This is a genomic window from Halorhodospira sp. M38 (assembly GCF_022227985.1).
In the GTDB taxonomy this organism is placed as follows: Bacteria; Pseudomonadota; Gammaproteobacteria; order Nitrococcales; family Halorhodospiraceae; genus Halorhodospira; species Halorhodospira halophila_A.
In genome coordinates, this window is the sequence record NZ_JAJNQP010000033.1 from 1 (window position 1) to 10,680 (window position 10,680).

8 protein-coding genes are annotated in these 10,680 nt (G+C 62.4%); 3 read left to right on the forward strand and 5 right to left on the reverse strand.

All coding sequences use genetic code 11. The annotated features are described in order from the left end of the window. Positions 1-89: 89 nt before the first annotated feature. On the reverse strand, positions 90-1,361 hold the full coding sequence (ltrA, locus tag LRA98_RS11950) for a group II intron reverse transcriptase/maturase (RefSeq protein WP_238634141.1): 1,272 nt from the start codon (positions 1,359-1,361) through the stop codon (positions 90-92). An 851-nt stretch (positions 1,362-2,212) separates the two neighbouring features. Between ltrA and LRA98_RS11955 the strand changes: the two genes are divergently transcribed. Then, complete coding sequence (locus LRA98_RS11955; protein WP_238634140.1) at positions 2,213-3,178, forward strand: zinc-binding metallopeptidase family protein; 966 nt, start codon at positions 2,213-2,215, stop codon at positions 3,176-3,178. Between the two features lie 421 nt (positions 3,179-3,599). Next, positions 3,600-4,475: an extracellular catalytic domain type 1 short-chain-length polyhydroxyalkanoate depolymerase gene (locus LRA98_RS11960; RefSeq protein WP_238634139.1), complete on the forward strand. Its 876-nt coding sequence runs from the start codon at positions 3,600-3,602 to the stop codon at positions 4,473-4,475. Positions 4,476-4,941: 466 nt separating this feature from the next. Here the strand turns inward: LRA98_RS11960 and LRA98_RS11965 are convergent, their stop codons facing one another. Beyond that, a complete protein-coding gene (locus tag LRA98_RS11965) occupies positions 4,942-5,385 on the reverse strand; it encodes a phasin family protein (protein WP_238634138.1) in 444 nt (147 codons plus the stop codon). Positions 5,386-5,819: 434 nt separating this feature from the next. Between LRA98_RS11965 and LRA98_RS11970 the strand changes: the two genes are divergently transcribed. Continuing rightward, the gene (locus tag LRA98_RS11970) at positions 5,820-6,278 is read left to right on the forward strand and encodes a hypothetical protein (RefSeq protein ID WP_238634137.1); all 459 of its coding nucleotides are present in this window, start codon (positions 5,820-5,822) and stop codon (positions 6,276-6,278) included. A 92-nt stretch (positions 6,279-6,370) separates the two neighbouring features. On the opposite strand, the gene LRA98_RS11975 is transcribed toward LRA98_RS11970, so the two are convergent. The 3 genes from LRA98_RS11975 to tnpC form a co-directional block, all read right to left on the reverse strand. Then, on the reverse strand, positions 6,371-7,543 hold the full coding sequence (locus LRA98_RS11975; protein WP_338018559.1) for an NAD(P)/FAD-dependent oxidoreductase: 1,173 nt from the start codon (positions 7,541-7,543) through the stop codon (positions 6,371-6,373). After that, positions 7,488-8,789 carry an SAM-dependent methyltransferase gene (locus tag LRA98_RS11980; RefSeq protein ID WP_238634136.1) on the reverse strand — a complete coding sequence of 434 codons (1,302 nt, stop codon included), beginning with the start codon at positions 8,787-8,789 and terminating at the stop codon, positions 7,488-7,490. Before LRA98_RS11980 ends, LRA98_RS11975 begins: the two co-directional genes overlap by 56 nt. Positions 8,790-9,004: 215 nt before the next feature. After that, positions 9,005-10,615 carry an IS66 family transposase gene (tnpC, locus tag LRA98_RS11985; protein ID WP_238634135.1) on the reverse strand — a complete coding sequence of 537 codons (1,611 nt, stop codon included), beginning with the start codon at positions 10,613-10,615 and terminating at the stop codon, positions 9,005-9,007. Between the last annotated feature and the right edge of the window lie 65 nt (positions 10,616-10,680).

Consider the following 10,680-nt stretch of genomic DNA (forward strand, 5'->3'; position numbering starts at 1 on the left):
GTCGAGTAGACCAAGGGGTTTCCCCCTTGGCCCCTCACACAGCCCCTCGTGCGGGACTACCGCAAGAGGCTGTTCGAGTGATGGCTTCGCTAGGTAGACGGAAGTACATAGTGCCTCCTGATACGGGGACGAGGCAGGGGATGACGGTCCATGAGCTGGCTAAAACGCCACCACGGCATCTTCCCCCGCTGGGACCGGTTCGCAAGCCAGTAGCGCCACCGTCGTCGGACCGACTGGTAGAAGGCTTGCAAGGCTGCGCTGTTACCGGTGACCCCGTAGTACGCGTAGTGCCCTTTCATCTTGCGGCAAAGCACTGCCCACTGTTCCTCGATCGGCCGGTGGCGATTGCCACGGCACCAGCGGTGGATGCTGCGCAGGCTTCGGCTCAGCCGATCTTGGGCCGTCTTGGCCTTGACGACCCAGTTGCCCCGGCGGGATCGCCCCCAGTACAGGGTGAACCCAAGCAGGTCGAAGGTATCCGGCCTCGGCCGGGGCCTCTTCACGTTCCGGGGTGGACGCTGGAAGCTGATCAGCCGGGTCTTCTCCGGATGCAGCTCCAGGCCGTACTTCCCGAAACGGTGGGGAAGGACCTCCAGGAGCCGCTCGGCGTCCCTCCGATGCTGGAAGAGCAACACGGCATCGTCGGCGTAGCGGACCAGCTGTGCCTTGCCACGGAACCGTGGCTTGGCCTGCGTCTCGAACCACTCGTCCAGGACCTCATGGAGGTAGACGTTGGCGAGCATGGGCGAGATTACCCCGCCCTGCGGGGTACCCTGCCCGAGGCGCTGCCACTGTCCACCCTCCATGACACCGGCCTTGAGCCACTTGCCGATCAGGCGCTGAAGCACGCCGTCACCTACCCGTTGGCGAAGCACCTCACGCAGCTGATCATGGGGGACGGTGTCGAAGAACTGGCGGATGTCGACCTTGACGACATAGCCGCCGCCCATCTGCATCAGGCTCGTCTGCACGGTCTCCAGCGCCTGGTGGGCAGAGCGCCCGGGCCGGAAGCCGAAAGAGCCCTCATGGAAGTCCTGCTCGTACACCGCCTCCAGGATCATCGTCACCGCCCGCTGGAGCACCTTGTCCTCGAACGTGGGGATACCAAGCGGGCGTTGCCCGCCGTCCCCTTTCGGGATGTAGGTGCGCCGGACGGGTGGTGCTCGGTAGCCGCCCAACTTGGCCCGGTCCAGCAGCGAACGCAGGTTCGCCTCCAGATCCCGGCCATAGTCGGCACCGGTGCGCTCATCCACGCCCGGAGCGCCCTCCTTGCGCGTACGGCGATAGGCCTCGCGGAGCCACGCCTCGTCCATGTAGTGGGCCAGCGGGTTGAGCGCCTTGTCCGGCATCTGCTTCGCCAACTCCGCTATCCGCTGGAGTCGCGGGGAGATGGGATCAGAGCCCGAAGTCTCTGGCATCGTTCCCTCCAACGGTTCCATCATCCGGTGGCCCCTTTCCTCCACGGGGTCGCCTGGGGCGGCTTCCCCCGCTTCGACGGTACTATGGGCCACTCCGACTTCCTGCCGCCCGTCCCGACCCGCTCCGGTCTCCCTCGCGAGCCGGTACCACCGTCGCGCCTGGGGTTCGCTCCCAGCGGCTGCGGCGCCCAGCCGTGGGCCGGGACAGTTGTCTGGCGTGCCCCTCAGCGCCGTACGCCTTCGGTGGAGGCGACAGGACCTCCCAGGTCGCCTGGGAACCCCAATCCCTGCATGCCCCGCTCTAGGACCCCGGTGGGTCGGCAAACGCTAGGCCCATTACAGCGCGCCGTGTCGCCTTCCGGCTGTGTGAGACCGTCGGCACCCACCACTCACCAACTTTACGGGGCTCAATGACGCGGCCTACAGGATCGCTGTCTACGCTTCACCCCGGCGGTCGCCCGCCGGAGCGCAAGACTTGCTTCCAGCTGGTGGCCAGCCTTGGCTGGGTGGGGTCACTTGCCCACAGGGTTCCGAACACAGTTTCACTGACTTTCATCAGTCAACTCCCAAGTGCCAGGCGTTTTCCTGGCGCACCACACAGATTTGGATAGCGCCAGTGCACCGAGGAGGCGGATTCGGTGTCGGGCCGCTCGGGCGTCTGTGCGCAGGCGCACTGAGGAAAAGCCTCGGAGTCACGGACTATTCCGATTGATTCGCCCCGTGGCTGGCAGAAGAGAACCATCCGACGCTAGCTCCACAGTTGTTGATCCATTGCGCTTCCGGAGCTCCGCCCTATGCGCGTTTTCGCTAATCCCGTCGGCTCTGGGTCGCTCTGGTTCGATAACCTGGCCACGGCCGACGGCACCCCGGTTGCCTACGATCCGCAGGCACGGACCTTCCTGCCCATGCCGCCCTTCTGCGTCAATCGCGAGCGTATCGGCTGCAACTGGATCGCCCCTGAACAGGGCGCCTTCTGCCGGTCCTGCGCCATGACCGCACTGGCCCCGGACCCCTCGGCGCCCGACGCCATTCCCAATTGGGCGCAGACGGAAGCCGCCAAGCGCTGGGTGCTGGACAATCTCGGACGCTGGCAATGGTTCAGGCCCGAGGATCCGGGGGCACCCCCCGTTTTCCACATGCTCGCGGAGGGCCCCACGCCCGTGCTCATGGGCCACGTCGAGGGGATTGTGACCATCAGCGTGGCCGAGGCGGACCCGGTGCTGCGCACCACCCGCCGAGAGGCGCTGGACGAGCCCTACCGCACCATGGTCGGCCATATGCGCCACGAGATCTCGCACATGCTGTGGTGGCGGCTCAGCCTGCGTGCTGACTTCCTCGACGCCTTCCGCAGCGTGTTCGGTGACGAACGGGCCGACTACACCGCCGCGCTCCAGCATTACTATCATTACGGGCCGCCGCCCGACTGGAGGCAACGTTTCATGACCTCCTATGCGTCTGCCCACCCGCATGAGGACTGGGCCGAGACCGCTGCGCACCTGCTGCACCTGACGGACATTGCCGACAGCTTCGTCGCCGCCGGCCTTTCCACGCCGCAACTGCCCGTCAGCGGCTGGGACCCCTACGCGGAATCGAATCCCGACCGCCTGATCCAAGTGGCAGCCTCCATTGCCGTTGGCGTCAACAACGTCAACCGCGCCATGGGCCTGGAAGACCTCTACCCCTTCGCCCTCTCTGATGCATCACGCCGCAAGCTGGCCTTCGTGCACGACTGGCTCCGCCGGGGCGCCCAAGGGCGCTAAAGAACCTCGTGAGCACCTCGGGCGTCACCACCGCACTCCAGTAAGTGCTATCACCAGCACTTCGGCCCGTCGCCGTCGGAAGAATGGGGTCTCCAACGGCAGCGTCTGATCTTCGGAGCGACCAAGACGGCGTCCTCGATCACAGACGATACCGCGGCCGGCCCTGGCAGCCCCAGCGTGCGCGAGCGTACCGACACTCTGTAGCGACCAGGATAGCGTCAGATCAGCGCCGATGACCCTTCTGTATCGGCAAGACACCCTCCTGGGCTGCAGAGGTCAACCTCCGTGAAAAACCAATCCAGAGCACGTCTACCGCGTCCGTACGGACGGGCCCGTCCTTTAAGCTAATAATAGAAATCCCGCTACTGCTGACGAATGCTGGCTACACCCCGACGCAACCATCGGTGCAGGTAGATATTGTATGGATGTCCTGGAAAGCTTCGGAACCAACCCCGGGTCGCTATGTGCGAATACCTACATCCCGGAGAGCCTCCCGAAGAAAGGTCCGCTCGTCGTCGTGCTGCATGGCTGTATGCAGTCGGCGGGGAGCTATAACCGGGGATCGGGGTGGTCCACGCTCGCCGAGGAATGCGGGGTGGCTCTCCTTTTTCCCCGTCAGAGGCTGGCCAACAACGTCTTTGGCGGCTTCAACTGGTATAAACCGGGGGATTGCCACCGCGGCGGCGGTGAGCCACTCTCCATCCGCCATATGATCGCGCAGGTCGTTGATGATCACGACATCGATCCGTCGCGCATCTTCATCACAGGGCTGTCCGCGGGTGGCGCCATGACGTCGGTCATGCTGGCGACTTACCCGGAAGTGTTCGCTGGGGGCGCAATCATCGCCGGGCTGCCCTACCGCACCGCCGACACACTGATGCAGGCGCTCTCTCGCATGAAGGGACATGGTGGCCCCTCAGACCGTGGGCTGCAGGCGCGTCTGCGTGGGGCCTCGAGATTCACCGGCCGCTGGCCAACCATCTCGGTCTGGCATGGCGGCCGCGACAGGACCGTGAGCAACTGCAACGCCGATTCAATCGTCGCGCAGTGGCAGCAGATACACAAGGTCCAAGGACCGCCGACTAAGGTGGAGAGGGTCGATGGTTTTCGCCGACAGGTCTGGTGTACGCCTGGCGGCCGGACGGTCATCGAGGAGTACATCATCAACAGAATGGGTCACGGCACACCGATCAGGGCAGGGGGAGACAAGGGGCTTGGCGAAGAAGGCAAGTACATGCTGGAAGTGGGCATTTCCTCGACACGCCAAATCGCTCGTTTCTGGGGACTTACGCATTAGCGGGAATGCTGGTCGGCAATATGCCTTTCTGTTGACGACCGCACCGATGTTTATGGGCTGGATTCGATACCAGGATCTGCTGGCCTACAAGGTGCAACGTGGCCGTGCCAGCCAGGAGGCCCGGGATGCACTGACCGAGCAGGCGCAGGATCTGGAGATGGGGTGCTGACGTGCGCTTCTTGGTGGTCTTCGATGCGTTGTCTGGCGGCTCAGGGGCTCGTCGTCACGGCAGACACACTGCGGGAGTTCGCAGACGTTCTCTGACCAAACGCGAGCCTGTGGTCAAAGGACGCCGTTTGGCCAATACCGGCCAGCACTGTCCCTCGGCCCGTTGATAAAGGCCTGACGGATCAAGGGACCGCTTCTTACAAGGAACCCGCTCACACAAGAAACCGCCACCCGGAAGTAATCCGGAGTGGCGGTTGTGCTGCAACAAAGCGCAGACTAAGCGCTTAGTGGTTTCTGGCTAGCCGGCCTGAGTGTCCTTCTTGCTGCTTTCCTTCGCCGCCTTGGACTCCTTCTGAGTGTTGTCCTGAGTGTCCTTCTCGGAGTCTGCCTGCACAGCCTTGGACGCCTTCTCGGCGCTGTCCCGTGTGACGCTCTGCGCGTTCTGGGCGAAGGCCTGGTTCAGGGACGCCACCTTCTCCATGTCGCCCTTGATGCGTTCACCCATCTCCTTGGCAACCTTCTGCTGGTTTTCCATGTAGGCGCGGACATCCGACGAATCTTTCACTTCCAGCGCGGCCCGGGCCTGCTGCATGCTGGTCTCGGCATAGGCCTTGGTGGCTTCAAACTGCAGGTTCGCGAGCTGCTCGAAGTGATCCAGCATAACGCTCGCGTAGTTGCGCGCCGGGCGAGCTACGGTGTTCTCGATCTGGGTCTGCATCTGGTTAACGGGTTCGTTGCTCATCATATACATCCTGTGGGTCGTGCATTCTGCTTGGGAATTTCCGTCGACAATGCGTTGTGCGAACGTTGTGAAAACGCAGTTCTGTACAACGCTTGGTTCAACCATCAAGACTATTCCTGAAAGTAACTGATGTCTGTGCGCTAGCGTCCACGTGGTGTTCCGTGAAGCAGTTCCCGACCCGGGGCGGATCTTGCCCCACCATCGATCAGTGTCCGCTTCGTAGGTGACGGCGGGAAAACACGCCGTCGAATTTTTGGTTGGTGTCCTACGGCCAATTCGCGCTACGCTCCTGTATATGCCGCATAAAGCCTGTCGACTCCAGCGACGGCTTCGTAGATATCATGCCGGCACACTGCCCTAATCATGGTGAAGGGGGCTCACGCACTGTTAGCAGCAATATATGCGGACAAATCCATTAGCGATTCGGAGAAAAGATGAATAAGACGCAACATATTTCTGATTGGATAGGGCGTTCTGTTTATGGACTCATCAGTTTAAGTTTGGGTATTATCAGTCTCACAATGATGGGTGTCGCTTTTTGGGATATATGGCTATCGATACACGGAGACACCTTGCTCGTTACAGCCCTTCTTAATGCCATCGGTTTGATCGTGATTGGAATGGCTGTATTTGATGTTTCCAAGTTTTTGTTGGAGGAGGAAGTTTTTAGCAGCAGTGCCACGAAATCGCCGGCAAAACAGAGGGGGACTTTATTAAAGTTTCTCGTCATAATTGCTATTGCCGTAAACTTGGAAGCCCTGGTTTTCGTTTTTGACGCCGGGACAAAAGATATTACCACGCTGACCTATCCCACTTTTCTATTAATTGCAGCTATTTTTGTGGTGGTAGGTCTGGGCGTCTATCAGAAATTGACTCGGGATGATGACAAGTAGCCGCGATAAAAAATCATTACGATTGCTACTCGAATATTGAAGTGCCGTGAGTTGCTCGCCGCCTGGCAGCTTTCACTTTCCACTCTTGTCTATTAGGCGCTGAGATGCAGTAGCGGCACGTCGGTGTGGAGGAACCACTTCTCCGTGACCACCTTCCGGGTAAACCAGTCCGTGCGCATCAACGGGGGGGCGACCGTGGCTTTCAGCCATTCGGGCAAGCGCACACCACCGGATTCGTCGCCACGCCGGCCGAAACGAGCGCGAATGGCCCGATCGTATTCCGCGACCACCGTCTCCGGCCGATCTCCCAGGCGTGCGAGCAGATCCGCCGCCAGCAAGGAGGATTCCACCGCCGGGCGAATCCCCTCGCCGCTCTGGTCATAGGCCAGGCCAGCGGCATCACCGACCAACAGACAATGGTCGTCGGTCAGTGGACGACGGGCGTGGCCGTGCAGCAGGTAGGCGTGCCCCTTGTATCGCCTGGGCAGATCCTCCGGGATACGCCCGGCGTCCTGCATGAACCGGACGAACTCTGCCAAGTGTACCGAAAGCTGGTGGTTCTCCTGACGGCCCAGTCCGATATTAAGGTACTCCTCCTTGCGAAACACCCAGCCATAGCCCTTCAGGTCCCGGCAGAACCACAGCTCCGGCGTATCGCCTCGGGCCCGGCAGCGCTGCTGCTGCTCCGGCGTCATTTCGAATTCCACTTCCTTGGCGGTCACAGGCTGCTCGTACCCACCCGGGCCGTCTCCGAGACGGGCGGCAACGGGACAGAAGTGACCCCCCGCGCCCACTAGCCAGGCGGCCCGGAAACGTTTATTAAGTACCCAGGCCCCCTCCGTGCGGCGCAGGTCGTGGAGCTTCTCGCCCAGCGCCATGTCGGCTCCCGAGCGCTCTAGCAGATAATTGTCGAACTCACACCGACGAATGCCGTAGCTCACCGGCTCCTCGCCGTGATCAGTCTCCACGGGCTCCTGACCCATCAACCCCACCCGAAACGAACGAATGGGCTGGAGCACATGATCGCGGCCATAGGTCTCAGGGTTAACGTCGAGGGACTCCAGCACCGCCGGGGTCACCCAGCCCGCGCACGTCTTGTCCCTGGGAAACCGGGCCTTGTCCATGACCAGCACCCGCCAGCCCCGGTGGGTGAGGGCGTGGGCGAGACTGGAGCCGGCGGGTCCGCCTCCGACAACGATCAGGTCGTATTCATCCGTCGGCCCACTCCCGAGGCGCCGCCGTGGTTTCGTATAGATGCGCGCGATTGCGGGGTACGTTGTTGGACCGGGCCGGCGCGAACACAACCTGGAAGAGTTGCATCCCTCCCTGCGTGAAGGTGGCACTGGAGGTGGCCAGATACAGCTCCCAGGCACGAGCAAAGCGCTCGTCGTACTGTTGCGCCACCCAGTCCCGATGGACCCGGAAACGCTCCAGCCAGTTATCCAGGGTCTGCGCGTAATGCAGCCGTAGGTTCTCCACGTCCAGCACGGAAAGATCATCATACTCGAACAGCGTCATAAGCTCCGCCGCGCTGGGTACATAGGCGCCCGGGAATATGCGCTGCTCGATCCACTTGTTAACCGGCCGCGGTCGATTACGCCCGATGGTATGGATCAGGCCCAGACCCTCCGGATGCAGGCAGCGCCGCGCCACCTTGGCCAAGGCCTCGTAGTTCGCGGGTCCCACGTGCTCGAGCATACCCACCGAAACGAAGTGGTCGCAGGAGCCGGAAATATTGCGGTAGTCGTCCTCAACGTATTCAACCAGATGGTCCAGGCCCTCCCTACGGGCCTGCTCGCGGGCATACTCGATCTGCTCCCGGGATATGTTGAATGCGCGTACCTTTGCCCCGTACTGCTTCGCCATGTAGCGTGCGAGCCCGCCCCAGCCACAGCCGGCTTCGATGACCGTCTCGCCGGGCTGCAGCCGCACCTTGCGACAGACGTGTTCCAGCTTGGCCAGTTGCGCTTGCTCGAGGGTGTTGTCGGGGCTTTCGAAATAGGCGCAGGTATACTGCATGGCCGCGTGGTCCAGCCAGAGACTGTAGAACTCATTGCCCAAATCGTAGTGGTGATGGATATTGCCCCGCGCCCCGGACACATCCGCGCCACTGCTCGGCTTATCACGCCAGAGCCACTCCAGCCAGGCAGGCTTGCGGCCTTCGTGTTCATTTGCGGCTCGTACCAGGATATTCATTACTTCCTTGAGCTCGCCATGCACCTCGATACGCCCGGTGCTGTAGAGATCCCCGTAGGCCAGGTTCGGGTTACGAAGCAGCTCGTACAAGGCGCCGCGATCCATGATCTCGACCGCCAGAGTGCTGTCGCCGGATCCAACGGACGAACCGTCCCACAGGCGTACCTCCAACGCTGGTGAGCCCACCAGCTCGTAGAGCCGACGGGTCAGCCAACGCTCCGGTGCAGCCGAGGGCCCGCTGGAAACGCGCTCGCCTTGGGGTACCGCCAGAGGATTACGCTCGTTGACATAGGTGTGTTCTGCATCGTGCGGCATGGCTACTTCCCTCGTCCTTGCCCATTGTAGTCCCCTCCGGCGAGATCGTTTCAGAATGGTGTCCACCTCACGCGGAACGCGGGAGTCCGCCAGCCACCGCAGCGGGCGGGTGATGCGCGGCTCGAAATGCCCAGCAGGTTGTCCTCGCCTTGCACGCCGGGATCGAACTTCGCGTAAGCGCCTGAGAATCGACCCACTTGCCCCGGGAGCAGTTGTCAGCTCTTTTTCGGAGCCGGCTCCAGGCCCGTATTCCAGGGCAGCAGTGCTTCCAGCTTCTCCACGGTGTCCGCCTGGCCGATGTGCGTCAGCACATGGTGGATGTAGGCCGAGGGCTCCAGGCCATTGGCCTTGGCCGTCTCGATCAGTGAGTAGCAGCTCGCGCTGGCGCGTGCGCCCTGGGTGGTATCGGCGAACAACCATGCCTTGCGACCGAGGGCGAACGGGCGAATGGCGTTCTCGGCCAGGGCGTTACTGATCTGCAGATCCCCGCGCTCGCAGTAGCCCACCAGGGTGTCCCACTGGTTCAGAGCGTAGTCCATCGCCTTGCGGGTCAGTGAGCCCTTCACGACCTTGCCGGCGTTGTCTTCCAGCCAGGTCTTGAACGCCTGGAGCCGGGGCAGGCTCTCGGCCTGGCGGATGCGATAGCGCTCATCATCGCCGAGATCCTTGATCCGGCGCTCAATGGCGTAGAGCGGTTGGATATGACTCAGCGCCACATCCGCCTTGGCGCCCTGGCGTTTGCCTTTGCCCTTCTTCTTGGGCGGCGCCGCCTTGGAGGCCTCGACAAACTTGCGACGGGCATGATCCCAGCACCCGATCCGGGTAATGGCGTTGTCCCGACACACCTGGCCGTAGCCGCAGTAGCCATCGGCCTGCAGGATGCCGCTGAAGTCATCGAGCAGGCGCACGGGCACGCTCCCCGCACGTGAGGGGTCATAGGCGAACAGCACCGTGGGCCGGCCCGGCGGGCCACCCCGGGTCACCCAGATCCACTTGTCGGACTGGGCGACCTTGCCGTCCTCCTTGAGCACCTGCATGCGGGTCTCATCGGCCTGGAGGTAGTCGCTGGTGTTCTGCGCCTCGCGCATGAGGTTGATCAGCGGGCTGAACACCGCATCCAGGCGGATGATCCAGTGCGCCATGCTGGTGCGACTGACCGGATGCCCAAGCCGCGCCAGCATGTTCTCCAGTCGGTACAGCGGCAGACCGTCGGCGTACTTCGAGGTGATGATGTAGGCGAGCAGCGCGATGGTGGCGATGCATTTGCCCAGCGGGTGGACCGGCCGGGGCGCCGCCACCAGGGACTCCTCCCCGTCGTCGTGGGCGAACACGGCCTTCTCCTGCCAGTACTCCAGCACGGTCAACTGCGCGGGGATGAACTCAAGCTCCTCCTTGACCTTGGTGAAGAAGGTCTTGCTGGCACCGGCTTTGTCCTCGTCGCTCAGCGTGAGCTCAATGCGCCTGCGCGCCAGCGTGTCCGAGAAGCCCCGCTCGCGCCGCTTGCCCGACGTGCGCGGCGTCTCATCCGGGTCGGGTTCAGCCTCGTCCGGGAGTGCCTCGCGCAAGGCATCGATCTCGGCTTCCACCTCCGCCTCGTCGAACAGCGTGATCTGGTTTTGATGCTTCTCGCTACTGGCGGCGAACTTCTGGAGGGTCTTCAGGCGCAGCAGTTCTTCGAGCAGATCAATGCGCGTATCGCGTTGCCGGATGGCCTGCTCTTGGGTGGCCAGTTGCTGCTGAAGGTCACCGATAACGGCCATCATCTCCGCGGCGGAGAGGCCGCGGAGATCGGGAGCCGCAGGGGCGTTATCGGGCGTTGATTTCATTACGAAATCATACCAAAAACAGCGCCCTGGCGCACGCAAAAACGCCTACCCAAGCGCCTCGTAAT

Bases quoted from the DNA above. Each gene is read 5' to 3' on its own strand.
- LRA98_RS11965 (WP_238634138.1), bottom strand. From the start codon at position 5,385: ATGAGCAACGAACCCGTTAACCAGATGCAGACCCAGATCGAGAACACC.
- tnpC (WP_238634135.1), bottom strand. From the start codon at position 10,615: ATGAAATCAACGCCCGATAACGCCCCTGCGGCTCCCGATCTCCGCGGC.
- LRA98_RS11960 (WP_238634139.1), top strand. From the start codon at position 3,600: ATGGATGTCCTGGAAAGCTTCGGAACCAACCCCGGGTCGCTATGTGCG.
- LRA98_RS11955 (WP_238634140.1), top strand. From the start codon at position 2,213: ATGCGCGTTTTCGCTAATCCCGTCGGCTCTGGGTCGCTCTGGTTCGAT.
- LRA98_RS11980 (WP_238634136.1), bottom strand. From the start codon at position 8,789: ATGCCGCACGATGCAGAACACACCTATGTCAACGAGCGTAATCCTCTG.
- LRA98_RS11970 (WP_238634137.1), top strand. From the start codon at position 5,820: ATGAATAAGACGCAACATATTTCTGATTGGATAGGGCGTTCTGTTTAT.